General features: G+C 60.2%; 19 protein-coding genes and 1 pseudogene. 10 read left to right on the top strand and 10 right to left on the bottom strand.

Going from position 1 to position 25,315, the window contains the following annotated elements; translation table 11 throughout:
* Positions 1-11 precede the first annotated feature (11 nt).
* Complete coding sequence (locus KQ940_RS07810; protein WP_246589862.1) at positions 12-1,193, bottom strand: BaiN/RdsA family NAD(P)/FAD-dependent oxidoreductase; 1,182 nt, start codon at positions 1,191-1,193, stop codon at positions 12-14.
* A 195-nt stretch (positions 1,194-1,388) separates the two neighbouring features.
* Here KQ940_RS07810 and KQ940_RS07805 point away from each other — a divergent pair, with 195 nt between their 5' ends.
* From KQ940_RS07805 to KQ940_RS07785, 4 genes and pseudogenes are all read left to right on the top strand, one after another.
* Entirely contained in the window at positions 1,389-2,153 is a 765-nt protein-coding gene (locus KQ940_RS07805) for a fructosamine kinase family protein (RefSeq protein WP_217412875.1), read from the top strand.
* Between the two features lie 143 nt (positions 2,154-2,296).
* Positions 2,297-4,450: a DctP family TRAP transporter solute-binding subunit gene (locus KQ940_RS07800; protein WP_217412874.1), complete on the top strand. Its 2,154-nt coding sequence runs from the start codon at positions 2,297-2,299 to the stop codon at positions 4,448-4,450.
* A gap of 86 nt (positions 4,451-4,536) precedes the next feature.
* A pseudogene (locus tag KQ940_RS22690) lies at positions 4,537-6,771 on the top strand (putative bifunctional diguanylate cyclase/phosphodiesterase).
* 87 nt (positions 6,772-6,858) lie between these two features.
* On the top strand, positions 6,859-8,862 hold the full coding sequence (locus KQ940_RS07785) for a DNA topoisomerase III (RefSeq protein ID WP_217412872.1): 2,004 nt from the start codon (positions 6,859-6,861) through the stop codon (positions 8,860-8,862).
* 10 nt (positions 8,863-8,872) lie between these two features.
* Here the strand turns inward: KQ940_RS07785 and KQ940_RS07780 are convergent, their stop codons facing one another.
* The 5 genes from KQ940_RS07780 to arsC form a co-directional block, all read right to left on the bottom strand.
* Positions 8,873-9,781, bottom strand: coding sequence for a LysR family transcriptional regulator (locus tag KQ940_RS07780; protein WP_217412871.1), 909 nt, complete (start codon positions 9,779-9,781; stop codon positions 8,873-8,875).
* 73 nt (positions 9,782-9,854) lie between these two features.
* Positions 9,855-11,516 carry a SufS family cysteine desulfurase gene (locus KQ940_RS07775; protein WP_217412870.1) on the bottom strand — a complete coding sequence of 554 codons (1,662 nt, stop codon included), beginning with the start codon at positions 11,514-11,516 and terminating at the stop codon, positions 9,855-9,857.
* Positions 11,500-11,883 carry a DUF2069 domain-containing protein gene (locus KQ940_RS07770; protein WP_217412869.1) on the bottom strand — a complete coding sequence of 128 codons (384 nt, stop codon included), beginning with the start codon at positions 11,881-11,883 and terminating at the stop codon, positions 11,500-11,502. The genes KQ940_RS07775 and KQ940_RS07770 overlap by 17 nt, the downstream gene beginning before the upstream one ends.
* 15 nt (positions 11,884-11,898) lie before the next feature.
* Complete coding sequence (gene wrbA / locus KQ940_RS07765) at positions 11,899-12,501, bottom strand: NAD(P)H:quinone oxidoreductase (protein ID WP_217412868.1); 603 nt, start codon at positions 12,499-12,501, stop codon at positions 11,899-11,901.
* Positions 12,498-12,848, bottom strand: a complete 351-nt coding sequence (gene arsC, locus KQ940_RS07760) for an arsenate reductase (glutaredoxin) (protein WP_217412867.1) — start codon at positions 12,846-12,848, stop codon at positions 12,498-12,500. The genes wrbA and arsC overlap by 4 nt, the downstream gene beginning before the upstream one ends.
* 168 nt (positions 12,849-13,016) lie before the next feature.
* On the opposite strand from arsC, the gene KQ940_RS07755 reads away from it, so the two are divergent.
* The 3 genes from KQ940_RS07755 to KQ940_RS07745 all read left to right on the top strand — a co-directional run bounded on the left by KQ940_RS07755 (position 13,017) and on the right by KQ940_RS07745 (position 17,767).
* Positions 13,017-14,249 carry a YihY family inner membrane protein gene (locus KQ940_RS07755; protein WP_217412866.1) on the top strand — a complete coding sequence of 411 codons (1,233 nt, stop codon included), beginning with the start codon at positions 13,017-13,019 and terminating at the stop codon, positions 14,247-14,249.
* Complete coding sequence (locus KQ940_RS07750) at positions 14,250-14,531, top strand: acylphosphatase (protein ID WP_217412865.1); 282 nt, start codon at positions 14,250-14,252, stop codon at positions 14,529-14,531. It begins immediately after the preceding gene.
* Positions 14,532-14,680: 149 nt separating this feature from the next.
* Positions 14,681-17,767, top strand: coding sequence for a bifunctional diguanylate cyclase/phosphodiesterase (locus KQ940_RS07745; RefSeq protein WP_217412864.1), 3,087 nt, complete (start codon positions 14,681-14,683; stop codon positions 17,765-17,767).
* On the opposite strand, the gene KQ940_RS07740 is transcribed toward KQ940_RS07745, so the two are convergent.
* The 4 genes from KQ940_RS07740 to KQ940_RS07725 all read right to left on the bottom strand — a co-directional run bounded on the left by KQ940_RS07740 (position 17,760) and on the right by KQ940_RS07725 (position 22,399).
* Positions 17,760-19,472 carry a proline--tRNA ligase gene (locus tag KQ940_RS07740; protein ID WP_217412863.1) on the bottom strand — a complete coding sequence of 571 codons (1,713 nt, stop codon included), beginning with the start codon at positions 19,470-19,472 and terminating at the stop codon, positions 17,760-17,762. The genes KQ940_RS07745 and KQ940_RS07740 overlap by 8 nt on opposite strands.
* Before the next feature lie 52 nt (positions 19,473-19,524).
* A complete protein-coding gene (locus KQ940_RS07735) occupies positions 19,525-20,058 on the bottom strand; it encodes a 2-thiouracil desulfurase family protein (RefSeq protein WP_217412862.1) in 534 nt (177 codons plus the stop codon).
* Between the two features lie 172 nt (positions 20,059-20,230).
* On the bottom strand, positions 20,231-21,769 hold the full coding sequence (locus KQ940_RS07730; RefSeq protein ID WP_217412861.1) for a methyl-accepting chemotaxis protein: 1,539 nt from the start codon (positions 21,767-21,769) through the stop codon (positions 20,231-20,233).
* 198 nt (positions 21,770-21,967) lie between these two features.
* Positions 21,968-22,399, bottom strand: coding sequence for a MaoC family dehydratase (locus KQ940_RS07725; RefSeq protein WP_217412860.1), 432 nt, complete (start codon positions 22,397-22,399; stop codon positions 21,968-21,970).
* Positions 22,400-22,547: 148 nt separating this feature from the next.
* Between KQ940_RS07725 and KQ940_RS07720 the strand changes: the two genes are divergently transcribed.
* The 3 genes from KQ940_RS07720 (at position 22,548) to fabV (ending at position 25,253) form a co-directional block, all read left to right on the top strand.
* On the top strand, positions 22,548-23,204 hold the full coding sequence (locus tag KQ940_RS07720) for an ABC transporter ATP-binding protein (RefSeq protein ID WP_217412859.1): 657 nt from the start codon (positions 22,548-22,550) through the stop codon (positions 23,202-23,204).
* The gene (locus KQ940_RS07715) at positions 23,201-23,974 is read left to right on the top strand and encodes an ABC transporter permease (protein WP_217412858.1); all 774 of its coding nucleotides are present in this window, start codon (positions 23,201-23,203) and stop codon (positions 23,972-23,974) included. Before KQ940_RS07720 ends, KQ940_RS07715 begins: the two co-directional genes overlap by 4 nt.
* Before the next feature lie 85 nt (positions 23,975-24,059).
* Positions 24,060-25,253 carry an enoyl-ACP reductase FabV gene (gene fabV, locus KQ940_RS07710; RefSeq protein WP_217412857.1) on the top strand — a complete coding sequence of 398 codons (1,194 nt, stop codon included), beginning with the start codon at positions 24,060-24,062 and terminating at the stop codon, positions 25,251-25,253.
* Positions 25,254-25,315 lie beyond the last annotated feature (62 nt).

Here is a 25,315-nt window from a genome sequence, read left to right as displayed (position 1 = left end):
GTTTCCCACTGTCAGACCGCCTGCCCAGCCGCCACACCCGACGCCCAGGCCCACTGAAAGTTGTGGCCGCCCAGATGTCCGGTCACGTCCAGGCACTCCCCGATAAAGTAGAGTCCCGGCACCTTTTTCGCTTCCAGCGTTTTTGACGACAACTCGTCGGTCAGGATGCCGCCGAGGGTCACCTCGGCGGTACGATACCCCTCGGTTCCGCTGGGCTTTATGCGCCAGTGGTGAAGCTGTTCGGCAATCTGCTCAAGCACCTTGTTGCTCAGGTCGGCCATATGGCCGGAGAACCCCCAGTGTTCGCACAGCGCCTCCACCACGCGCTTGCTCATCAGCGTTGCCAGTACCGTCTGCAGGTCGGCGCGAGGACGGGTGTCTCGCTGTTGCTTGAGCCACGCCGGCATCTCCTGCTCCGGGAACAGATCGATCTCGATCTCATCGCCGGGCTGCCAGTAGGAGGAGATCTGCAGGATGGCGGGGCCGCTCAGGCCGCGATGGGTGAACAGCAGCGCCTCCTTGAAGCGTTGGCCGTTGCAACTGACCGTGACGACAGGCTGAGCGATCCCCGACAGCGGTTTGATGTATTCAAGATCCGCCGGTTGCAGGGTGAAGGGCACCAGCGCGGCTCGGGTTTCGCCGACCTGTAGCCCGAACTGACGGGCAACGTCATAGGCGAAGCCGGTGGCGCCGCCGTTGGGAATCGACAGGCCGCCGGTGGCGATCACCAGTGACTGGCACGCCAGTTCACCGGAGCTTGTCACCAGGCGGAAGCCATCACCCTGACGCTCGATCTTTTCGACCTGGGTACTTTGGCGCAACTCGACACCGGCCCATTCGCACTCGGTCAGCAACAGCTGCAGAATCTCCCGGCTCGACTCGTTGCAGAACAGCTGGCCCAGGGTCTTTTCGTGGAACTCGATGCCGTGACGCTCCACCAGTTCGATGAACTGGGCCGCGGGGTAGCGACTCAGTGCCGATTTGCAGAAATGGGGATTGGCGGACAGGAAGTTGGCCGCACCGTTGTGGATGTTGGTGAAGTTACAGCGGCCACCGCCGGACATCAGGATCTTGCGGCCGAGCTTGTTGGTGTGCTCGATCACCAGCACCGAGCGGTTGCGGTAACCGGCCGTCGCGGCACACATCAGGCCCGAGGCGCCACCACCAATTATCACTACATCGTATCGGGCCAAAGCCGGTTCTCTTTCATTACTGGGTTGGGTCGGCGATTCTACCATGTCGGACCGAGACTCTCTGCACAGAACGCGCACCTGTACAGCCGTTTGGCCACTGCCGTTCCATATGTTGTTAGAATGAGGGGCTGTTTGAGAGTCGCAGCGTGCCAGGCTGCGGAAACCAATGTGTGATCAGCCGTGCGTCTATCGACGATGCAGAGCTTTGTGAAACAGAACCCTGAGCCGGGATCCGATCGCCTGTTACGTGAAGCAGAGGGGCTATTCCTGCTTGAACGTGCACTGAGCAGTGCCGGCATCACCGTGCCGCAGATCCCCACGCGGATCCGTGTCGACAGGGATCGACTTGAGCTGGAGCGTATCGAGATGCATCCAGCGAGCAGAGAGCAGATGCGCAGTCTTGGTGAAGGATTGGCGCGGCTGCATAGCCAACCGGGTCAGGCCTACGGTCTGGAGCGGGACAACTACATCGGCCTTTCGCCTCAGCGCAACGGCTGGAGCGATAACTGGGGCGAGTTCTTCGCCGACCGGCGGCTCGCGTTTCAGATCGCGCGGATCGAATCCAGCGAGGTGCGGCACCGTTACGATACCCACTTCAAGCGCTGCCGTGACAGTCTGATCGCCTTCCTTAACCGCGGCGTGCAAATACCATCGCTGCTCCATGGCGATCTCTGGTCCGGCAATGTGCTGTTCGACCGGCAGGATGTCTGGTTGATCGATCCGGCGGTCTATTTCGGCGATGCCGAGATCGATCTGGCGATGACGGAGATGTTCGGCGGCTTCTCGCCCGCTTTTTACGCCGCGTACGAAGCGCTGCGCCCGCGATCGCCGGAGTATCCGCTCAAACGCCGTATCTACAACCTGTACCACTATCTGAACCACTACAACCTCTTCGACGGCAGTTACCTGTCCGGTTGCGAAGAGGGGGTATCCGCTCTTGATGAAACGCTATATCGCTGAAAAAACAGCCTGGCTCGCTTCGACCTGATCGGTTGCGCATACTGCCGAAATTGAGCTTTGTCGGCGCGGTTTCGAGGTGGTATATATTTCTCTTAAATTAATTAGGGTTTCTATCGGTCAGGTCGACCCCAAGGCAGGCTCGGATGATTAAATCGGTAGGGAGTGCCGACCCGTGGCGTGAACGGGGCTCGGTCCGGATGACCATGGTTGTCCTGCTGATGTTGTGTGTGCTCGGCTTGCTGATCTTCTGGCCGCCGACCGGCTCGATGGACAGAGTGGATGTCGACTCGGCATCGCTCAATCAGGTTCAGAGGTTCAGCTTGCGGCTGGGGCACAACATGCCGGTGGGTAGCGCGATGGACGACGCGGCCCGGCGATTCGCCCGGTTGTTGGCGCAGCGCAGCCAGGGACGCATTGAGGTCGAGGTCTACCCGGATCAACAGCTGGGGAACGACCACCAGATGGTCGAGATGGCACGCCGCGGCGAACTGGACCTGATACTGACGCCCTCGGCCAAACTCAGCGTCGCCATTCCCGAGATGCAGTACGCCGATCTTCCGTTCTACTTTCCCACCCCCAATGACCTGTATACCCTGCTCGACGGCGAGCCGGGACGGATGCTGCTGGACAAGATGAGTCGTGTCGGTCTGGTCGGCATCACTTTTTGGGGCAACGGTTTCAAGCATTTTACGGCGAACAGGCCACTGCTCGAACCGGATGATTTCCGGGCGCTGCATATCAGGATCATGAAAAGTCGGTTGTTGCAGCAGCAATTTTCGCTGCTGGGTGCGGAACCGGTTGCGATCGATTTCCATCAGGTGCGACAGGCGCTTATGGATGGAGTCGTGGATGGTCAGGAGAACCCCCTGGCGGCGATCCACTCGATGGGGATCTACCAGGTTCAGTCCGACCTGATGCTCTCCTCCCATGCCTACCTGGCCTATGTGTTATCGGCCAGCGAGACCAGTTTTTCCCGCTTGCCCGCGACATTGAAACATCTGGTGATCGATTCCGCCCGAGAGTTGAATGGTTGGGAGCGTGACGAGATCAAGCGCCGGGAGGCACAGCTGCTGTCCGAAATTGAAGCGGCCGGGGTAACCGTACACTCTCTGGGCGCGCAGCAGCGCGAGCTGTTCCGCCGGCGACTGCGGCCGCTGGTGGATCGATTCGAGACGACGCTAGGGGCGGACCTCATCGCCCTGAGCGACCAGTATCTTCAACAGCGTTACCGCGAGAATGCACGTTATCTGATCGGTGTTGATGTCGATCTGACGCCGACCAACAGCGAGGTGGGACTGGAGGTGAAGCGGGGCGCACAGTTGGCATTGGAGAAACTCGCCGACAACGGGCTAGGGCTGCACCTTGGCCTGACCGTGCTGAACAACAACGGACAGCCCAGCCGCGCCGAGCGCAATATCGAGGCACTGGCGGATGATCCCAGGGTGATGGGCGTTATCGGCGGAGTGGGGGCTGCAATATTGAACGCGCAGATCGACACACTCAACCGGCGCACTCTGGTCATGATCTCGCCCTGGTTGATGGAGAGCGGGCAGCTCGATGCGGTTACAAAGCCCTACCTGTTCGGCGTTACGCTGCAGAATGACGAATTGGCCCGCTATATCGCCAGACTAGACTCTGAAGTTGGCGGGAGACCACCGTTGCTGGTGGTGGAAAACAGTGCCTGGGGTGATGATCTCGCCGAGTGGTTGACACAGGAGTTGTTGGCTGCCGGGCGTTCTCCGAGCGCAGTGCTCAGAGTCAATCCGGGAATGCACACGCTCGACATGACCGAGTTTAAGCTTATTGGAACCGAGCCGGGCACCCTCGTTCTGGCGCTACGCGACCGAGAGCAGGAAGCTGTGGTCGATGCGTTGGCCGCCGCATGTCCTGAGTGCACCCTGGTGTCGGTGCTGGGGGGTGTTCTGCAAACCACTCATTCCGTGATCTGTGTGGGGTCGGCCGTGCGGGAATCCTCCTATACTGAGCTGTCTCGGCGTTACGAGGCTCGATATGGGAGTTCGCCGAAGATACCGTCTGCGCTCAGACAGGGCTACGACAGCACTGGATTGCTGGCGACCGCTATCCTGGCGGCGGATCGGAGTTCGGTTTCGGACCTGCCGGTAAGGGTTGAGGTAAAACGGCAGCTTGAGCGGCCGGGGCGGTTTGAGGGGGTGATTCGCAGGTACGATCCCGCTTTTACCGAGCGGAACCATAGCGCTCTGGATGTGGCGGACTATCGTCATGCGGACAGGGTGTGTGAGGGCGCAAGGCCCCACTCAGTGAAGGAGCAGCGGTGAACAGGGTGAATCTCGGCAAGTTTTTCGAAACCAGAAACCTCAGACGCCGCCTGGTGTTCAAGGTGGCCGGCTTCGTTGCGTTGGCGATGGCCGTTATCACCCTTGCGGTAGTGTATGTGATGAGCCACGAACTGACACGTCAGGCCCAGTTGATGCTGGCGGAATCGGCGCGCTCATCGCAGATTCAGTTGGAGAATCGTATCGCCTACCTGGTCGAGGCCACTCGCCGGCTTGCCGATAATCCCTTTATGATCAACGGGCTCGTCGATGCGCGTGCGCGTGAGGAGGATCTCCCCAAGCTGGTGGAGAATTTCGCCGAAGGCACCTCGATGAGTACTTTCGACCTGCTCGACTACGACGGTGCACCTGTGTATCAGGCGCAGGAGTGGCGCCCGGAGTTCAACCACTCGCCGGAGCTGCGGGCTGCGCTGGCGATGGGCAACACCGCGCTCTATACCGATGCGACATCGCGGCAGCTGCTGATCATCGCACCGATCAGTTACTACAACACAACCCAGGGCGCCCTGGTGGTTGGTTTCGATCTCGCCAAGCTGGTCGGGCGCCATGCCGTGCGTGACGAGACCTCATCGCTGTCGATCCTTGCCGCTGGCGCACAGCTGCTCAGCATCAACCATAACGACGATGTCGAGTACGTCAGCCTGAGTGCGAGGCCAGACGAACGTACGCCGCTGTTAAGACAGCTCGAATTCGAGATCGAAACCGGGGTACCCAAAAGCCAGGTCGATACCATCGTGATGGAAACCCTGTCGCGCTTCGTCGGTATAAGCCTGGTGTTGACGCTGGCATCGGCGATGTTGGCGGCGGGAATAGGCCAGGGGATCGCCCGGCCGGTCCTCGAGCTGTGCGAGCGGGTAAGAGATGTTGCCGAACCCACGTGCAGCCCTTTGGGAACTGGGGACGAGCTGGAACTGCTCGCCGCTGCTTTCGACCAGCGTACGGCGGCACTCAGGAATGCCCAATTCGAACTAGAGAAGCAGCGTGATAGTTTCCGTTACGAGGCCAATCACGATGCACTTACCGGGTTGCCTAACCGCTCGAACTTCGAACATCGATTGCGAGAAAAAATTGTCTGCAACACCCCATCATCGCTCGGCTTCTGTGTCGTGTTTATCGATCTGGATCGCTTCAAGCTGATCAATGACAGCCTTGGTCATCCGACCGGCGATCTTGTCCTTCGTACCGTGGCGCAGCGTCTGCTGTTGGAGATCGGAGAGGAGGATGATCTGTTCCGTCACGGTGGCGATGAGTTCATTCTGATTACCGCAGCCGGCAAGGATGCCGACGACGCCCTGAGTCTGGTGAAACGCTTCGTTGTCACCCTGTCCCAGCCGGTACGCATGGGCGAGCATGATCTCGATGTCAGTGCGAGCATCGGCGTTACCGTCTTTCCCCGGGATGGGCAGGATGCCGAAACACTGGTACGCAATGCCGACATCGCCATGTATCGTGCCAAGAATGCAGGCGGTGGACAGTATCGCTATTATGACGCGCAGATGGGCGAAATGGCGTTTGCCCGCATGGAAACCGAGGCGGGATTGCGCAAGGCGCTGGAGCGAGGGGAGCTGGTGGTCCATTACCAACCCCAGATCGACATGCGCAGCAACAGTCTGATCGGCAGCGAGGCGCTGGTGCGCTGGCAACATCCTGAGCGCGGGCTGGTAATGCCCGGCGCATTTATCCCCGTTGCCGAGGAGTCGCGCCTGATCGTCGATATCGGCCAGTATGTTATGCGCGAAGCCTGTTCCCGACAGGCGTATTGGTATCGTCTGGGCTATAAGCCGGGACGGGTATCGGTCAACCTCGCGGGGCCATAGATTCTCGATCCGGAGCTGGTCGGCAACGTTGAGGAGATTCTGGCGCAGACCGGCTGCCTGCCGCAATGGCTCGAGCTTGAGGTGACCGAGAATTTCATCATGCGCGACCCGACCGGCACTATTCCGACATTGAAACGGCTGCGCGCCATGGGAATTAGCCTGGCGATCGATGACTTCGGTACCGGCTATTCATCGCTGGCCTATCTCAAGCGGTTGCCGATTACCCGGCTCAAGATCGATCAGTCCTTCGTGCGCAACGCGGTCATGGATCCGGATGACGTGGCGATCATCGAAGCGATAGCGGCACTCGCCGCCAAACTGAAGCTGGATCTGATTGCAGAGGGGGTAGAGACCGACAGCCAGAAGGCATTGCTGCTTCAGTACGGCTGCGACAAGGCGCAGGGGTACCTATTCAGCCGACCGGTAGCCGCCGTTGAGTTCGATAAGCTGTTAAAATCGATGCTCAACTCCAGCCAACAGGCTTGAATGAGCGAAACATGTCACTGCTGAACCATTACGACCTCTTAGCTAGCGGCTACCTGTCCGGTTGCGAATAGAGGATGGCCGCACTCTATGAAACTCTACATCGCTGAAAAACCCAGTCTGGCACGAGCCATCGCGGCGGTGCTGCCGGGCCCGCAAAAGCGGGAGGAGGGCTATATCCGCTGCGGCAACGGCGATCTGGTCAGTTGGTGCGTCGGCCACCTGCTTGAGCAGGCCGAGCCGGAGGTCTATGACCCGGCCTACAAGCAGTGGCGCTTCGAACATCTGCCGATCGTGCCGGACAAGTGGCAGCTCAAGCCCCGGCCGAAGGTGCGCAGCCAACTGACGGCGCTGCGTAAACTGACCCGCGAGGCGGATCAGCTGGTCCACGCCGGCGACCCTGACCGCGAAGGGCAGCTGCTGGTGGATGAGGTGATCGAATACCTGGGCGTGCCCGATGGTAAGCGGCGGGCGATGCAACGCCTGTTGATCTCCGACCTGAACCCTTCGGCGGTGAAACGTGCGCTGGAACGGCTTAAGCCCAACAGCGAGTTTATCCCCCTGTCGGTATCGGCGCTGGCCCGCTCGCGGGCGGATTGGCTTTACGGTATCAACCTGACCCGTGCGCTGACCCTGCAGGGGCGGCGAGTCGGCTTCGACGGCCTGCTTTCGGTGGGCCGGGTACAAACCCCGGTACTGGGCCTGGTGGTCGAGCGGGATCGGGCGATCGAGGCGTTCGTCAGCAAGCCCTTCTACGAGGTGCTGGCCCATCTGCTGACGGAGCAGGGGCAGCGCTTTAGTGCAGGTTGGCAACCCAGCGAAGCCTGCACCCGCTGGCAGGATGAGGAGGGGCGGGTGCTCAGCCGCGAGCTGGCGCAGAACGTGGCCAACCGGATCAGCGGCAAGGACGCTCTGGTCGAAGAGGCCAGTCGCAAACCAGCGCAGCAGCCGGCTCCCTTGCCCTATAACCTGTCGTCGCTGCAGATCGATGCGTCGAAGGCGTTTGGGTTGAGCGCCCAGGCGGTGCTCGATGCCTGCCAGTCGCTGTATGAGAAGCACCGGCTGATCACCTATCCGCGCTCCGATTGTCGCTATCTGCCGAAAGAGCACCACGGCGAGGCAAGCGCGGTGATCGGTGCGATCAAACAGGCGGCGCCTGCTCTGGCGCAGGCTGCATCCGGCGCTGATATTGGCATCAAAGGCCGTGCCTGGAACGACGCCAAGGTCGAGGCGCACCATGCCATTATCCCCACCGCCAAGAGTGCGCGGGAGGGCTCACTGAGCGCTCATGAAGCGAAGGTATATGAGCTGATCGCCCGGCAGTACCTGATGCAGTTCTATCCCGCGTGGCGCTATAACGATACCGAGCTGAAGCTGCGTATCGAGGGTGGGCTGTTTATCGCCCGCGCACGACAAACGGAGGATCCGGGCTGGCGGGCACTGCTGGGGAAAACCGCGGATGAAGCACCTGAGCTTCCGCTATTGGCAGTAGGCGACAGGTTGAGCTGCAAACGCGGCGAGGTGCAGGAGAAGCAGACCCAGCCACCCAAGGCGTTCACCGATGCCACTCTGCTGGCGGCGATGACCGGCATCGCCCGTTTTGTCAGCGATCCGGCGCTGCGCAAAGTGCTCCGGGATACCGATGGCCTGGGTACGGAGGCGACCCGGGCCGGCATCATCGAACTGCTGGTGACCCGTGGTTACCTGCAGCGACAGGGTAAGAGTATCCACTCATCGCCGGCGGGGCGGGGACTGATCGATGCGCTGCCGGAGCAGGTGCAGAAACCGGACCTGACCGCGCACTGGGAATCCTCGCTCGATGCGATGGCGCGTCGAGAGGGGCGTTATGAGCAGTTCATGGAGGCGCTTCAGGGCTCGCTCACCGAGCTGATCGGGCAGCTCGGCGCTACGGCGCCGGAGAGTCTGCGCGGTGTCGATGCGCCAAAGCGTCGGCGCGGCGGTGGTGCGCGCCGACGAACCTCGGGACGCGGCGGCAAGGGCGCCGCTGCGGCAAAGCCGGGTGTCAGCGCGGGAAAAAGTAAGTCGGCTACGCCGCGGCGCCGGCGTAAACCGAGCACCGCGGCAAGCGGCTAAACCCGCGAACTCAGCTCAGGCTGGCGCAGTCGGAGATCCAGGGGTGCGCCTGGAGTCGCTCCATCATATGGTCGAGAAACGCACGCACTCGGGGTGTCAGGTTGCGGCGGCTGGTGTAGATGGCATTGATCTCCGTCGGCGCCATCGGGAACTCCTTCAGTATCTCCACCAGTTCCCCCTGCTCGACCAGCTCATCCACTATCACATGGGCCATACGGATGATACCGACTCCCTGTAGCCCCATCTCCCGAGCAAAACTGATGCTGTTGGTGCGCAGCTGGCCGCCGAAACTGACCGGCTCGCCGTCATTCCAGTTGATGAATCGCCAGGCATCGAAGGGTTTGACCAGCGTAATGCACTGATGCCGGGCGAGATCATCCGGGCTTTCGGGGGTACCGTGCTTGCGCAGATACTCGGGGCTGGCATAGACCGCCCGGTTCAGCGTTGCCACCTTACGCGCGATCATCGATGAATCGGGCAGGGGGCCGAGCCGCAGGGCCAGATCCATCCCCTCCTCGACCAGATCCACGGCGCGGGTGCTCAGTTCCACGTCGACCTCGACGCCGGGGTAGCGCTCCATGAAACTGGCGATGACACCGCTCATCAGGTACATGCCGAGCTCGGTTGGCATGGTCATCCGCAGTCGACCGCGCAGTTCATTGGAGTCGGCGGCGATCTCGTCGCGGACCCGTTCCAACTCGTCGATCAGATCGCGACTGCGCTCAAACAGTTCACGCCCCTCCGGCGTCAGTTTGAGTTTGCGTGTGGTGCGCTGGATCAGCCGGGTGCCGAGGCTGTCCTCAAGCTGGGCGATACGGCGACTGATCGTCGATTTCTGTACGTTGAGGGTTTCGGCCGCAGAGGTGAAACTGCCTGTTTCAACCACGCGGATAAACAGGCTGAGGTCATTCAGATTCATCGTTACCGATTTTCCCATAGAGATGGCTAAGTCTTGGGGTTAGCCAGGCGTTTTATGCGACAGAGGGTATCTGTTAGCCGGTAGTTCGGTTATCGTGCGCGAACTGCAGCAGGGCGTCGATCATGGCGTTGAGTCCGTTGCCCCGCGTCGGGCTCAGGTGGCGCTGCAGATCCAGTCGGGCGATCTTGTCTGGCAGATCCAGCGCCAGCACCTCGTCGGGGGTAAGACCGTTGACCGACTCCAGCAGCAGTGCGAGCAGGGCTCTGAGTATACGCCCGTCGGCATCGGCCCGGCACGCCAGGCGACCGCTGTCATCCAGCGTATTGATAAGCCAGACGCGTGACTCGCAGCCATGCAGCCGGTAGTCGTCACGCCGCCACTCCTGCGGCAGTTCGGGCAGGCTCGCCCCCAACGCCATCAGCGCCTGGTAACGCTCGTTCCATCCCTTTGCCTGATGTATTTGGTCCAGCTGCGCCTGGTCGGCACTGATCGCCTGCGGAAGGCTGATCTGGCCGCGTTGGCTGCTGATCAGCTGGTCCAGTGCCTGTGCCAGCTTCTCCACCTCGTCCAGCGTGTTGTAGAAAGCGAACGAGGCGCGCACGCTGCCCGGTATGCCCAGCGCGCTCATCAGCGGCATGGCGCAGTGGTGTCCTGCACGTACTGCGATCCCCTGCTGGTCGAGCCAGAGCGCCACATCCTGCGGATGCAGACCGTCGATCAGGAAGGAGATCAGACTAACCCGTTCAGCGCCGGCCTTCAGCGCTCGAAAGCCGGGCAGGGTGGCGCAACACTCCAGAGCGTGCTGCAGTAACTGTTGTTCATGCCGTTCAAGTGCCTGCCTGTCTTGGCTGCGCAGATACTCGATAGCGGCGCCCAGGCCGATGACGCCGCTGATGTCCGGTGTGCCGGCTTCGAAACGAAACGGCAGGCCGGCATAACGGGTACCGGCGAAACTGACCTGCTCGATCATCTCGCCGCCGCCCTGCCAGGGGGGCATCGCTTCAAGAATCTCTATTCGTGCCCAGAGTGCACCGATGCCGGTGGGGCCGAACAGCTTGTGGCCGGAAAAGGCGTAGAAGTCGCAGCCCAGCCCGCTCAGGTCGATATCGAAGTGGGGCAAAGCCTGGGCGCCGTCGACCAGCGTCGGTACACCGGCCGCGCGTGCCAGTGCGCACATCTGTTCGATCGGAAACACCGACCCAAGCGCGTTGGACGCGTGGGTCAGCGCGGCGAGGCGGGGCTGGCGATCAAGCAGGCGGGCGAATAGCTTGAGATCGACTTCGCCCTCGGTACAGGGAAGCACATCGATCTGCGCACCGCACGCCTCGGCCACCATCTGCCAGGGCACGATGTTGGCGTGGTGGGAACACTCCATCAACAGTAGGCGATCACCGGCCTTCAATCGGGGGCGCAGGTAGCTCTGCGCAATCAGATTGATCGCTTCGGTCGTACCTCGGGTCCAGATAAGCTCATCCGGCGAGGCTGCTCCTGTCCATTCTGCCAAGTCGCGCCGCACCTGCTCGAAGGCTGTGGTGGCCTGAGCCGACAGGGCATGCGCCGCCCGGTGCACGTTGGCGTTGTAGCGCTTGTAGTACTGGCTGATCGCATCGATCACCGCACGCGGCTTCTGCGTGGTTGCGGCATTATCGAGGTAGACCAGTGGCTGCCCGTGGACGCGAGACGACAGGATCGGAAAGTCTCGCCTCAGGCGTGACGGATCAAACCTGCTGGGCATTGTGCTCGACCTTGGCCAGCTGGCTTCTCCAACGGGCATAGAGCATGGCACTGGTAAACAGGGTGGCCAGCAGCAGAGATTCGATCAGGCCCAGCCAACGTGTAGTGGGCACCAGCGCTGCGATTACCGCCTCCAGAAAATAGAGTAGCAGCACGAAACAGAGCCAGGCGTGTCCGCGCGGGCTGCCTTTGATGACGACAGGCAGAAAAGCCAGCAGCGGTAGCAGGTGTACCAACCAGATCACCCAGGGATGATCGGATTGGGCGGGTGACAGCAGCAGATACCAGAGGCTGAACAGCAACAGCAGTCCGACATAGCTGCTCAGGGTCAGCCAGCGTGTGAGCCGGGTTTTGCAGGCGAGAGACATGGGGTCAGGCATTCCTTAAACGGTGGGTCTCAGGGTGCGGGCGATCCGGCCCAGGCGGCGGCCCTGTGCCTGGCACAGTTCAGCCTCGGTGGCGCTGATATCCTGCCGCCCTTCGGATCCGGAAACATGGGTAGGGCCGTAGGGTGTGCCGCCGGCATCGGTACTGTTCAATCCATCCTCGCTGAACGGCAGGCCGACCAGAACGCAGCCGTGGTGTAACAGCGGCAGCATCATGCTCAACAGTGTGCTCTCCTGGCCGCCGTGCATCGACGCGCTGGAGGAGAAGACGCAGGCGGGCTTGTCGATCAGCGCACCGGACAGCCAGAGGCTGCTGGTGGAGTCGATGAAGTATTTCAGCGGCGCCGCCATGTTGCCAAAGCGGGTCGGGCTGCCCAGGGCAATACCGGAACAGTTGGCCAGCTCCTGTTCGGTGCAGTAGGGCGCTCCCTGATCCGGTACCGCCGGCGCGACAGCTTCGCAGGTAGCGGATACCGGAGGCACCGTGCGCAGCATGGCGCGCATTCCGCTCTCCTCGACGCCCCGCGCGATGTGGCGGGCCAGAGAGCGGGTGGCGCCGTGGCGGCTGTAATAGAGGACGAGGACGTAGGGGTCACTCACTCCAGGATCTCCAGCACCGACTTGGGCGGACGGCCGATACGCGCGCGCTCGCCGTTGATGACGATAGGGCGCTCGATCAGTTTCGGGTATTGGGTCATCGCCTCGATCACGGCGGCATCGTCCAGCGACGCATCATCAAGCCCCGCTTCCTTGTATTCCGCCTCTTTTGTGCGCAGCAGCTCGCGGGCGCCGATGCCAAGCTTGCCCAGCAGTTCGCCGATCTCCTCGGCAGAGGGGACATCCTTCAAATATTCGCGGATTTCGGGTTCGATACCCCGCTCCTGCAGCAGCTGGAGGGTTTCGCGCGATTTCGAGCAGCGGGGGTTATGGTAGATGGTAATCGCCATGGGAACTCCGTCGAGGCACTTTCATTGCTTGATTTGGCGCCCTATTGTATAGGCTTGTCAGATGGTTACAAAGCCGCGAGAAAGCCACGAGCACCCGCGCGCCGTTATGACATACCGCTATGACATACCGCTATGACATACCGCTATGAAGAGCGAAGAGGATTAGGAATGATCAAACGCCCGTTGCCAGTTGCGCTGCTGTTTCTGCGTGACCTGGTGCGTCAGTACAAAGCCAACCAGGGCGTGCTCAACGCTGCAGCGCTGACCTATACCACCCTGTTCGCGGTGGTGCCGCTGATGACCGTCTCCTACGCGATGCTTGCGGCCATCCCCTCGTTTCAGGGGGTAGGTGAGGTGGTTCAGGGCTGGGTGTTCGAGAATTTTGTGCCGGCCACCGGTGCCGTGGTGCAGGAGCACCTTGCCGGGTTTACCGCTCAGGCACGCAAGCTGACGGCGGTGGGTATCGTGTTCCTGCTGATCACCTCGATCATGATGATGAAAAATATCGAGGCCGCGTTGAACCGGATCTGGCGGGTGAGCGAGCCGCGCAAGGGGATGTCCAGCTTCCTGCTCTACTGGGCGGTGCTGAGTCTGGGGCCGCTGCTGATCGGTTTCGGTTTGCTGTTGACCTCCTATGTGGCATCGCTGCCGCTATTCACCGATGCCACGGCGATGGTTAGCCGCGCGCGGCTGTTGGCACTGTTTCCACCGCTGCTGTCGACACTGGCCTTCACGCTGCTCTATGCCGCTGTGCCGAACTGCCGGGTACCGTTGAAGAATGCGTTGATCGGGGGGCTAGCGGCGGCGTTGATGTTCGAGTTGGCCAAGCGTGGCTTTGCGCTGTTCGTGACCCAGTTCCCCTCCTATGAACTGATCTACGGCGCCTTTGCCGCGGTGCCGCTGTTCCTGGTCTGGGTCTTTATCTGTTGGACTATCGCTCTGCTCGGTGCTGAGCTGTCCCGAGCATTGACCATCTATCATGCCGGCAACCGCAGGCGCCGCGAACCCCATTTCTACACCCTGCTGTCGGTACTCGAGCGGCTCTGGCAGGCGCAGCAGCGCGGCGAGCCGTTGGAGGACAGTCGATTGCTGCAGGACGTGCCAGCACTGGATCAGGGGCGCTGGGATGAGTACGCGCAACTGTTGATGGTTGCCGGGCTGGTGCGTCGTACCGAGCAGGGGCATTACCTGCTGAGTCGGGACCTGTCGACCTTTACCCTGGCTCAGCTCCAGGCGTTGTTGCCCTGGCCATTGCCGTCCGGGTTGAGCCAGCCCGACAGTGAATGGAAACGGCAGGTCAGCGAACGTCTGGATGAACTCAGTCAACGACGCCTTGACACCTTGCGCCTGTCGTTGAGCGCACTGTTTAGCGGTTCGGTAACACAAAAGCAGGAGGATTGAATGGCCGAGATCTGTACTCGTCTGGTGGTGAGCGGTCGCGTCCAGGGTGTCTGGTTCCGCCGTTTTACCCAGGAGCATGCCCAGTCCAACGGCGTAACGGGTTGGGTGCGCAATCTTGCCGATGGGCGGGTAGAGGCGATGCTGTGCGGCGATGAGCGAGCCGTTCGTCACGTAGAAGCCTGGTTGAACCGAGGGCCTGATTCATCCCGAGTGACCGCGGTGGAGGTAACGGACGTGCCGTTCGAGCGCTTCGACAGCTTCGAGATCAGGGCGGATGCCTGATCGGCCAGTCGTTCTGGTCCGGGTGCTGTTGGTGGCCGGGACTTGTGGCGGCCAGGAAAATCCTGACTACACTGAAGGGACGGACTCCTGCCGTCGTATACGCCACCGGAGGTACGTGGATCCGGAACAGCAATGGAGCATAGGGATTTATGCAGCTGAAAACCAGAACCGCAGCTTGGGCTGCGCTGTCGGTCATTGCGCTATTTCTGATCGGAACGTCCGCTTTTTGGGCGCTTGATTATACCCAGAGACGGGATATCCAGATCAGCCAAACCGCCGAGCGGGCAGTCGCCGCCGGTTATGCCATCTCGCGCCAGATCAACTCCATCTACTCCGACCTTATATTTCTGGGTCAGGGCTCCAGTTTCCGCGAGTTACAGGAAAACCCCGAGGTTAGCGGCGCCGAATTGGAGCAGACCTGGCATCGCTATCTAACCGATCGGCCCTATATCCAACAGTTGCGCTATCTTGATGAGCAAGGACAGGAGCGGGTGCGCGTTCATCGCATTCAGGGCCAGCAGGTGCTGACAGTGCCTGCCTCCGAGTTGCAGGATAAGTCTGACCGATACTATTACCGCCAAGCACGGTATCTGGAGCCTGGGCAGGTCTATCTCTCGCCGTTGGATCTCAATGTTGAGCAGGGGGTGATCGAAAAGCCTTACCGGCCGATGGTGCGCTTTGTTCTCCGTCTTGCCAGCGCCAGGGCTCTTGACGGTGATGGTATGCTGGTGCTGAACGTCGATGCTAATTATCTGCTTCAGCCTCTGCTGGAGATGGGGTTGGCGCCGGGCGAGCTGCTGTTGGCCGACAACGCCGGGCGGCTGTTGATCGACAGTAGTGGCCGACCCTTTTGGCAGAACGGGCACGAAATACCCAATGGCCAGCTGTCGAGCTCGCTGTTCGAGGCAGCACCAAATCAGGATCCTTATATCCAGGTGGCCGAAGGTGAGGTGTCGGCAAGGGTCAGGTTATCCGCTCAGCCCGCCGCCGGTACTAGCGACACTAGGCTTGGTGTAACGTCGCCTTCGATGCCCTGGTTTGTGATCGTACGTGGGAGCATACCGCTGTTTCCACAGCAGCAGTCGTTACTGCAGCTGCTTTGGTCACTGGTGTTGCTGGTGTCCCTGCTGTTGTTCTGTATCCAGTTGCTGCGCAGGTCGTTTCAGGTCGAGCGCGCACTGATGAGCAGTCGCCGGTTCGAGCAGGAGGCGAAAGCGCGGGCCAATGAGAACGAGTCGCTGGTCGCACAGCTGGGTGAGGGGGTACTGCTGTTCGATCAGGAGCAGAGGCTGGTCAGAGGCAACAGCGCGGCTCGCCGTCTGTTGGATAGCCGTATCGACGACATGGAGGAGGCGTTTTCCGTGCACAAGGTTTTGCCTGAGCTGTGTCGATATGGTCACTTGCGGGCCGGGCCTGCGGAACTGATTGTCGACTCGGAGCCGCCGAAATTGCTGCAAGCCTGTGTCTCCCACCTATTGGTCGGCGGGCAACCGCATCACCTGATCGTACTCTCGGAGCATGGGCGTCTGGATCTGAACGGGCGGCAAGAGTTTGAGCTGGGCATGATCCTGGACGCATCGGAAGAGATGATCTTGCTGCTGCAGGCGGATTTTACGATCAAGTTCATCAATCGACGGGCAAGAGAGCTGCTGGGCATCACAGGTCAGACGGAACTTGATGTTGGGTTTAAAGAGCTGGGTTTCCATCTGGACGATGATCTGCATGTGCTGATGGCGGGGCTCGGTCAGGATGGTGCCAGGGTTGAGGGGAGTGGTGAGCTGGTCAGGAGAGGCGCGGCGCGGTCGATCAACTATGTACTGCACCGCATCGCGCATTATCAGGGGGCGGTTCATTATGCGATGACGGTTCGCGACATAACCCAGTACCTGGAAACGGAGGAACAGCTGAACCGGCTCGGTGAGAACGATCTGTTGCGGGTTATGGCCAGCCGCGTGCAACTGGCAAGGGAGTTCGAGGCGATGATGGCGCCGGATAAGCGGCTGGCGCTGATGGTGTTCGATATCGATCGACTGCGCATGATCAACAACAGCCTCGGCTATCGCGCCGGTGACACAGCGATCCGGCAGTTCAGCCGGCGCCTGGTTGAAGCGGCACCCGATGCGCTGGTTGCACGACTCAGTGCGGATAGTTTCGTTCTGGTCTGCGAGGGGAATGAAGCCTTGGTGTTTGAGCAGATCGAGGCGATCAGGGCGCATATGGTGGAACCGATGGAGTTGGCCGGGCAGCTGATCAAGATCAGTTTCTCGACCGGTATCGCCTACTGGCCCGAGCATTCGCGCCAGTTTGAGCCGCTGTTGCAGGCGGCCCTGGTGGCTTTGAACAGTATCAAGGGGATGCGCGGACAGATATCGGTGTTTGAGCCGCATTTTGCCGACAGCAATCGTGAGCAGCTGAATCTCGAGGAGTTTCTGAAACGGGCGATAGAGGAGAAACGGTTCGAACTCTGGTATCAGCCGGTCGTCAATGCGGTTAGCGGACGGATCGAGCAGTTTGAAGCGCTCATGCGGTTACGCGATGAACAGGGTGAGATGATCAGCCCGGATCGATTTATCCCGCTGTTGGAGGAGAGCGGCTGGATTATGCTACTGGAGCCCTGGCTGTTGCGGTCGGCGATCTCCGCGGCTTCGCTGTTGGCACGGCGCGTCCCCGGAGGTTGCTGTGTTGCGATCAATATCTGCGGTCAGCAACTGCTCGATAAGGGGTTTATAGAACGCTTACTGCGGATACTGGACGAAACCGCCTGTGAACCGAGCTGGATATCCCTCGAGGTTACGGAGCGGCAGTTCCTCGAGCATCCCGAGCGCGTTATTCAGGTGCTGCAGGCGTTGCGTGAACTGGGGATCCGGGTAGCGGTTGATGATTTCGGTACCGGCTACTCATCGCTGGCGTACGTCAAGCGCCTCCCGGTTGAACACCTGAAGATCGATCGGGAATTTATTCGAGAGCTGCCCTTTTCAGAGCCGGACAAGGCGATCGTCAACTCCGTCGGTCGGATGTCGGAGGGCCTGGGGATGCATGTGATTGCCGAGGGGGTGGAGACCCGGGAGCAGATGGAGTGGCTCAAAGCGCACAAGGTATTTCTGTATCAGGGCTACCTTTTTGCGCGCCCGGCACCGCTGGAATCCTGGCTATCGGATGAGGCGCTGGCGTTGGTGCTCAATCCCTTGAGGGAGGAGCGCGACGTTGAGGTCGCGCCCCTGTCATCGATCAGCTGAGCTGGTTGAGCAGGAAGGAGACTGCGTCGTCCACGGCGATATCGCGTGACTCCGCATCACGACGTGCCTTGTATTCGAGCGTCTGCTGGCCGAGGCCGCGATCGGAGATCACCAGCCGGTGTGGAATGCCGATCAACTCCATATCGGCAAACTTGACGCCCGGACGCTCCTTGCGATCATCCAGCAGCACGTCGATGCCGGCAGCGGTCAGCGCCGCGTACAGCTCGTCCGCCTTGGCGCGCACCGCTTCCGACTTGTCGTAGTTCAGCGGTACCAGTGCCACGGTGAACGGGGCCAGACTCTCGGGCCAGAGGATGCCCTTGTCGTCGTAGTTCTGCTCAATGGCGGCAGCGACGACGCGGGTGATACCGATGCCATAGCAACCCATCTCCATGGTGACCGCCTTGCCGTTCTCGTCGAGGACGGTAGCACCCATTGCCGTCGAGTACTTGTTGCCGAGCTGGAACACGTGGCCCACTTCGATGCCGCGCTTGATCACCAGAGTGCCGTTGCCGCAGGGGCTGGCGTCACCTTCGACGACGTTGCGCAGGTCAGCCACTTCAGGCATCGGCAGGTCACGATCCCAGTTGATACCGAAATAGTGCTTGTCTTCGATGTTGGCACCGGCGCCGAAGTCACTCAGGGTAGCCACGCTGCGATCGATGATGCAGGGGATCGGCAGATTGACGGGACCCAGAGAGCCAGGGCCAGCGCCGATCACGGCACGGATCTCCTCTTCGGTAGCCATGCGCAGGGGCGAGGCGACCTGAGGCAGTTTCTCCGCCTTGATCTCGTTCAGTTCATGATCGCCGCGGACCATCAGAGCAACGAAATCGGCCTCGATCTCATCGCTGGCGGCGACGATCAATGTCTTGGTGGTTTTTTCGATCGCGATACCGTGCTGTTCCACCAGCTGTGCAATGGTCTTGGTATTGGGAGTATCGGCCAGCCACATCTCCTGGCTGGGCGCACTGCGTTCGCCTAGCGCCAGCGCTTCTGCCAACTCGACGTTGGCGGCGTAGTCGCTGCTGTCGGAGAAGGCGATATCGTCCTCTCCGGACGCTGCCAGCACGTGGAACTCGTGGGACGAGCTGCCACCGATCGAGCCGGTATCGGCGAGAACGGGACGGAAATCCAGACCTATGCGCTCAAATATCTTGATGTACGCGTTGTACATCTTGTCGTAGGTTTCCTGCAGCGAGTCGCGGCTGGTATGAAAGGAGTAGGCGTCCTTCATGATGAACTCGCGTGAGCGCATCACGCCGAAACGGGGGCGGATCTCGTCGCGGAACTTGGTCTGTATCTGGTAGAAGTTGGCCGGCAGTTGCTTGTAGCTCTGGATCTCGTTGCGGATCAGGTCGGTAATCACCTCTTCGTGGGTGGGGCCCACGCAGAACTCACGCTGATGACGGTCGTTCACGCGCAACAGCTCTGGGCCGTACTGTTCCCAGCGACCGGATTCCTGCCAGAGTTCGGCAGGCTGAATCGCCGGCATCAACACTTCCTGGGCACCGGCGGCGTCCATCTCTTCGCGAACGATACGCTCGACCTTGCGCAGTGAGCGCAGGCCCATGGGCAACCAGGTATAGAGCCCGGCGGCTACCTTGCGGATCATGCCTGCGCGCAGCATGAGCTGGTGACTGATGACCTCGGCGTCGGCCGGGGTCTCTTTAAGGGTGGCGATCAGATATTGACTTGCTCGCATGGCTCCGCTTGTCCCAAGTGAAAAATGGCACTCATTTTATGAGTCGCGCAGCTCAGCCACAAGTCGAACCGTAACGATAGTCGTTAATCTGCTCCTCCGCGGTTCGAGCCAAGGCCTCAGATGCGCGCGAGTCAATAAACTCAATCAACTCCTCGATCTCGTGCTCATTGAATACCGGTATGCCGTTTCTGATCAGTTCGTTGGCGGTAATGCCGGGCGCGTTGGTTTCGGTGCCGGCAAAGGTGCCGTCGTAGGTGCTCCGGTTGCCGCACGAGGGGCTGCGGGCTTTCATCAAGGCACAGCAGGCGTTGTGCTCCAGAGCAATGTCCATCGCCATCTCCGCGCCTGCCAGGAACTGGGGGGTAAAGTCCCGGCCTTCGCGTGTGGTAACCAGAATGGGGAAGCGGTTTTGGATTTCGGCCGGTGGGCGCGGCGTCGGCAGCCCACCCAGCACTTCGGGACAGACCGCTATCAAGCGGCCTTCACTTTTCCAGCGGGCAATTCGGGGGTGGTCGATCAAACTGTGTCCGCCATCGTAGCGGACTTGGGCGCCCAACAGGCAGGCGCTGACCAGTATCTTGTCCATGAGTCGTTTCTTCCGGTTTGTTTTATTGTTGTTATTTTACGGGCCGAATTTTAAGCCCTGATTGCAGGCGGATACAAATCGACTTTGGTCCCGGGGTGACTCAGCGCAATTGGAACGCAACTGTTTGCGCCTGTCGGCCGTGATACCGTTTTCATAGGCGCAGTTCAGTCGATCAGGCTTGGGTGATACAGGCGATCATCTGGCGTTGGCCGCGGGCGACCTTGACCGCCGAATCATTCAACTCAAGGGTCGTCGAGGCATCATTTACGGTTTGTTCGGCCAATGAGTTCAGTTGTTGCATCAGGCGGCTTACTTCGCTGGTGACCTGTTGCTGCTCCCGGCTCGTTTCGGCGGTAAGTGCCGCAAGTGAGGTGATCTCGGCAATTCCGATGCTGATCTGCGCAAGGCTTTGACCGGCGCGCTTGACCTGTTCCACGCTCTGCTCTGACAACTGACGTTTGGCGTTCATCGCCTCCACGATCTGGGAGGTTTCAGTCTGCAGCGTACTGATCATCGTGTGGATCTCGTCGGTGGCGCCGCGTGTGCGCAGTGCCAGTTGGCGCACCTCATCGGCTACCACCGCGAAGCCACGCCCATCCTCGCCAGCACGGGCAGCCTCTATCGCAGCATTTAGCGCCAGCAGATTGGTTTGTTCGGACACCGCCTGGATTACGCCAACGATATTGCCGATGTTGTTGCTCTGCTGCTCAAGCCGCTCGACGATCGCCGTGGTGGTGGAGATCGAGTCGGCAAGCCGGTTGATGGCGAGTACCGACTCCGCAATGATCGCCCGCCCCTGTTCTGCACTGAGGCTGGCGCTGTCGGCAGCCTCCGCCGTCTGGCCGCTGTTGCGGCTGACCGAAAGCAGGGTTTGGGACATCTGCTCCATCGCTGAGCTTATCTCGCCTGCGGCTTGCTGCTGCTCCTCTATTTCGGAACAGGTGCGCTGCATGAGTTGCACCGCATAAGACACCTTGTTCAACATCTCGTCGGCGGCATTCTGTACCCGCTGCATGATCGCCTCGATCTGGGTCTGCTGCATCTGCATGCACAGCTGCAACTGGCCAACATCATCCCGGGTGCCGGTGTAGATCAGCTGCTTGATCGGGTGGTTGACAATCTTTTGGCTGGCATCGACCAGCTTCCGGTGCGAGGCGGTCAGCAGTGAGGAGCCTGTAATCGAAAACAGCGCGGCGAGGGGCAGGGCCGCCCATCCCTGCTCGGGAGTGAGCCAGTAGACACCCAGACCGAGCGCGGTGCTGACCAGGGTGCTGATGGCTAACCTTGTCGTGAGGTTGGGGTTGGGCAGTCGCAGTGCAACGGGCATCTTTCCGCTGGCGCGCAGTTTGTAGATGTTGGCTGCACGCTCACAGATCTGCTGTGATGGGGGACGCAGTATGCAGTGGTATTCGAGCACTTCGCCCCTGTCGTTCAGGGGTACCACATAGGTGTCGCACCACAGCGAGTTGCCTTCGGCATCGCTCAACTCCAGTATGCCCATCCAGGGCTTGCTGTTGCAGACGGTTTTCCAAAGGTCGCGGAAGGGCCCCTCCGGCATGTCGGGGTGGCGTAAGCTTTCAAAGCTGAGGGTTTTCAGCAGGTTTTCATCGTAGCCGGTCAGCTTGAGTGCGTCGTCACTGGCGTAGATGATGGCACCGTTCGGGTTCAGTACCAGAATAGCCTGCATTGGGCTGGTGGTGTTATCGGTCATGGCTGGACTCTTATTGTTATGACAGCTGTCGTCGTGCCTGATTGGCAGTTCGGACAAGCAATTCGCGTTCCAGCCAGGAGAGTGGCGCCGGATAGGCGGTGATGCGCCAGGCGGTGCCGGTGTTGCGGTCGAACCCTTTTATCAAAAGATAAATCGACCCCATCTATCGAGATCGGGATCGATCATTTGATAAAACTATCAAGCCGGCCGGGCGTCCACCATAAATGTCGCTTCGCCGGTAGCAACCAGCTTGTCACCAACATGTACATCGGTACGGCAGATAACCCGTTTACGCCGTGCATTGATATCGGTGACCGTCACCGTGGCACGTGCGGTGTCGCCAATGCGTACCGGCGCTTTAAACTTGATCTGTTGATCCAGATAGATGCAACCGGGGCCGGGCAGGCGAGTGCCCGCAACGGCTGAGATCAGCGCGGCGCTGAACATTCCGTGTGCGATACGGCCGCCGAAGGGGGTTTGCTTCGCGTACTCTTCATTCATATGGACGGGGTTGTTGTCGCCGGAGATCTCCGCAAACATGTTGACGTCGGATTCCGAAACGACTTTGGCGAAGGATTCGCTCATACCGATCTCGAGGTCTTCTAGGTAGTAGCCATGCAGGTCATGCATTATCTGTATCCTGTAGGGTATAGGTGGAACTCGTTGCCGCTATCCTTAACTGGAACGCGCAATAGGTGGCGAAGGATAGTAGCAAAATGTTGCAATGCAATAATCGTTGAATTTTACCGCAACGGGCTTTGTCGGCGAAGGGGGGCGGGTGACGGAAAGAGCGGTTGTTGAGCTGCGTGGCTTTTCGATGCGTCGCAAGGACAGGCTATTGCTCGAACCGACGGACTTGGTGTTGGCGGCTGGAGAGCGGCTGCTGATCACCGGGCCGTCCGGCTGTGGCAAGTCGACTTTTTTGAAAAGACTTTGTGCACTGGAGCCCGGTAACGAAACGCAGGTCTGGTTGAAGGGCGAGCAGGCCTCGAACTGGGGGATGCCTGAATTTAGAAGAAGGATGGCTTATCTGCCACAAACACCGCTGATGCTGGAGGGAAGTGTCCGTGACAACCTCTGTCTGGGTCTGAGGTTAGGGGTATACAGGGGGATGCAGTTGAGCGACAGCTCGCTGCGTGACGCCCTGGCCAGCCTTAATCTCGATGTCGATCTAGAAGATGACGCGGTGCAGTTGTCGCCGGGACAGAAGGCCCGCGTGGCGCTACTGCAGAGGCTGATGCTGAAGCCAGACGTGCTGCTATGCGATGAGCCGATCGCGTCGCTGGATCGGGAAAACGCCGAACGGGTTATCCAGGCATTGGGCAGGGCGGGTGCAGGGGGGATGACACAGATCATTGTCAGCCACCAGGGGTTGCCGAACCTGTCCGGGCGGCACTACCGCTTCGACCGGGCGCGGCTGGAGCGGGTGCAATGAGCGTGGTCGAGATCGGCTGGGGGCAGTTGCTGCTCTCCCTGTTGTTCATCCTGCTCGCCGCGGCAGCTTCACTCTACTATCGACTCAGAATGGAGCGCGACCTGCTGATCGGCACGCTACGTACCTTTCTGCAGTTGGCGCTGGTCGGCTATGTGCTGCAGTTTATTTTCGATCTCGATCACCCCCTGTTGGTCCTGCTGCTCTATCTCTGGATGCTGTTTTGGGCCGCACAGGCGATTCACAGCAGGGTCGACGAGTCGGAGGTGGCGATACTGGGGCCCACCTTCGTGTCGATGGCGGTCACTTTTACGCTGATCACCTCAATGGTGACCAGCCTGGTGGTCCAGGTCGACCCCTGGTATCGGCCGCAATACTTCATACCCTTGGGCGGGATGATCGCCGGTAATGCGATGAACGCCATCTCACTGTCTCTGGAGCGCCTGTTGAGCAGTCTCAGGCAGCAGCGTGGCGAGGTGGAGCTCATTCTCAGTTTGGGCGGCAACTGGCGGGAGGCCTCTCAGCGCTTGCGCCGAGAGGCGATCAAGGCGGGTATGATCCCGTCGGTGAACGCGATGATGACGGTGGGGCTGGTCTCCTTGCCGGGCATGATGAGCGGGCAGATTCTCGCCGGTGTCGACCCGGAGCAGGCGATTCGCTATCAGATTCTGGTGATGCTGATGCTGGTAGGCGCTACAGCGCTGGGCACGCTGATCGTCGTGAACCTGATTCTGCGGCGCTGTTTTACCCGTTACGATCAACTCAGGCTCTAACCCGTTGCCCGACATGATGTTATCACGCCCGGAAATGGGGTATCTTAGCCGCCTCTAAACTCACTGGACACCGATACGACTGACGATGATTATCAAACCGAAAATCCGAGGCTTTATCTGTACCACTACTCATCCGGCCGGCTGCGAAGCGAACGTACGCGAGCAGATCGAGTACACCAAGGCTCAGGGCCCGATTGAAAACGGTCCCAAAAAAGTACTGGTGATCGGGGCCTCCAGTGGCTACGGCTTGTCATCACGTATTGCGGCTGCTTTCGGCAGCGGTGCAGCGACCATCGGCGTGTTTTTCGAAAAGCCGGCCAGCGAGAAGAAGCCGGGCACAGCGGGTTGGTACAATGCGGCTGCATTTCAGCGTCTGGCACATGAAGCCGGGCTCTATGCCAAAAGCCTGAACGGCGATGCGTTCTCCCATGAGGCCAAGCAGAAGGTCGTGGATCTGATCAAGGCGGATCTGGGGCAGGTCGATCTCGTTGTTTACTCACTGGCCTCGCCGGTGCGCAAAATGCCGGACAGCGGCGAAGTGGTACGCTCTTCGCTGAAGCCGATCGGCGAACCCTACCGCTCTACGGCGATCGACACCAACAAGGACTGCATCATCGAGGCGGAAGTGGAGCCTGCGACTGAGCAGGAGGTGGCCGATACCGTGACTGTAATGGGCGGTGAAGATTGGGAGCTCTGGATACAGGCGCTGAAAGAGGCGGATGTGCTGGCACCGGGCTGCAAAACCGTGGCGTACAGCTATATCGGAACCGAAATCACCTGGCCGATCTACTGGCACGGTGCTCTGGGTAAAGCGAAACAGGATCTGGACCGCGCAGCTGGAGAGCTGAATACCGCTCTGTCGGCAGAGGGTGGCCAGGCCAATGTGGCGGTGCTGAAGTCTGTTGTCACTCAAGCCAGCTCCGCGATTCCGGTGATGCCGTTGTACCTGTCGATGGTGTTCAAGGTGATGCGTGAAAAGGGCTTGCATGAAGGCTGTATGGAGCAGGTCCACCGTCTGTTTGCCACCGGGCTGTATGGCGAAAGTGCGGTGCTTGACGAGGGCAACCGTTACCGTATGGATGACTGGGAATTGCGCGATGATGTGCAGCAGCCCTGTCGGGAGCTTTGGCCCCAGGTAACCACCGAAAACCTGTTCGATGTCACCGACTATCAGTTGTACAAGGACGAGTTCCTGAAGCTGTTTGGTTTCGGTATTGAAAGCATCGATTACGATGCCGACGTCGATCCGGTAGTCGAGTTCGACGTGATCGATATCTAAGGTTGATGCTGGTTTGACAAGGCGCCTCGAGGGCGCCTTTTCTATTTGGACGATGCGCGAAT

Source organism: Marinobacterium ramblicola (assembly GCF_019084545.1).
Classification (GTDB): Bacteria; Pseudomonadota; Gammaproteobacteria; order Pseudomonadales; family Balneatricaceae; genus Marinobacterium_D; species Marinobacterium_D ramblicola.
Note: the sequence above shows the minus strand (reverse complement) of the source record. Positions and strands in the feature narration are given on the sequence as shown.

What these genes read in the sequence shown, in the direction of transcription:
- KQ940_RS07805 (WP_217412875.1), top strand. Translation starts at nt 1,389, where the DNA reads ATGCAGAGCTTTGTGAAACAGAACCCTGAGCCGGGATCCGATCGCCTG.
- KQ940_RS07800 (WP_217412874.1), top strand. Translation starts at nt 2,297, where the DNA reads ATGATTAAATCGGTAGGGAGTGCCGACCCGTGGCGTGAACGGGGCTCG.
- KQ940_RS07785 (WP_217412872.1), top strand. Translation starts at nt 6,859, where the DNA reads ATGAAACTCTACATCGCTGAAAAACCCAGTCTGGCACGAGCCATCGCG.
- KQ940_RS07780 (WP_217412871.1), bottom strand. Translation starts at nt 9,781, where the DNA reads ATGAATCTGAATGACCTCAGCCTGTTTATCCGCGTGGTTGAAACAGGC.
- KQ940_RS07775 (WP_217412870.1), bottom strand. Translation starts at nt 11,516, where the DNA reads ATGCCCAGCAGGTTTGATCCGTCACGCCTGAGGCGAGACTTTCCGATC.
- KQ940_RS07770 (WP_217412869.1), bottom strand. Translation starts at nt 11,883, where the DNA reads ATGTCTCTCGCCTGCAAAACCCGGCTCACACGCTGGCTGACCCTGAGC.
- arsC (WP_217412867.1), bottom strand. Translation starts at nt 12,848, where the DNA reads ATGGCGATTACCATCTACCATAACCCCCGCTGCTCGAAATCGCGCGAA.
- KQ940_RS07755 (WP_217412866.1), top strand. Translation starts at nt 13,017, where the DNA reads ATGATCAAACGCCCGTTGCCAGTTGCGCTGCTGTTTCTGCGTGACCTG.
- KQ940_RS07750 (WP_217412865.1), top strand. Translation starts at nt 14,250, where the DNA reads ATGGCCGAGATCTGTACTCGTCTGGTGGTGAGCGGTCGCGTCCAGGGT.
- KQ940_RS07745 (WP_217412864.1), top strand. Translation starts at nt 14,681, where the DNA reads ATGCAGCTGAAAACCAGAACCGCAGCTTGGGCTGCGCTGTCGGTCATT.
- KQ940_RS07740 (WP_217412863.1), bottom strand. Translation starts at nt 19,472, where the DNA reads ATGCGAGCAAGTCAATATCTGATCGCCACCCTTAAAGAGACCCCGGCC.
- KQ940_RS07735 (WP_217412862.1), bottom strand. Translation starts at nt 20,058, where the DNA reads ATGGACAAGATACTGGTCAGCGCCTGCCTGTTGGGCGCCCAAGTCCGC.
- KQ940_RS07730 (WP_217412861.1), bottom strand. Translation starts at nt 21,769, where the DNA reads ATGACCGATAACACCACCAGCCCAATGCAGGCTATTCTGGTACTGAAC.
- KQ940_RS07725 (WP_217412860.1), bottom strand. Translation starts at nt 22,399, where the DNA reads ATGCATGACCTGCATGGCTACTACCTAGAAGACCTCGAGATCGGTATG.
- KQ940_RS07715 (WP_217412858.1), top strand. Translation starts at nt 23,201, where the DNA reads ATGAGCGTGGTCGAGATCGGCTGGGGGCAGTTGCTGCTCTCCCTGTTG.
- fabV (WP_217412857.1), top strand. Translation starts at nt 24,060, where the DNA reads ATGATTATCAAACCGAAAATCCGAGGCTTTATCTGTACCACTACTCAT.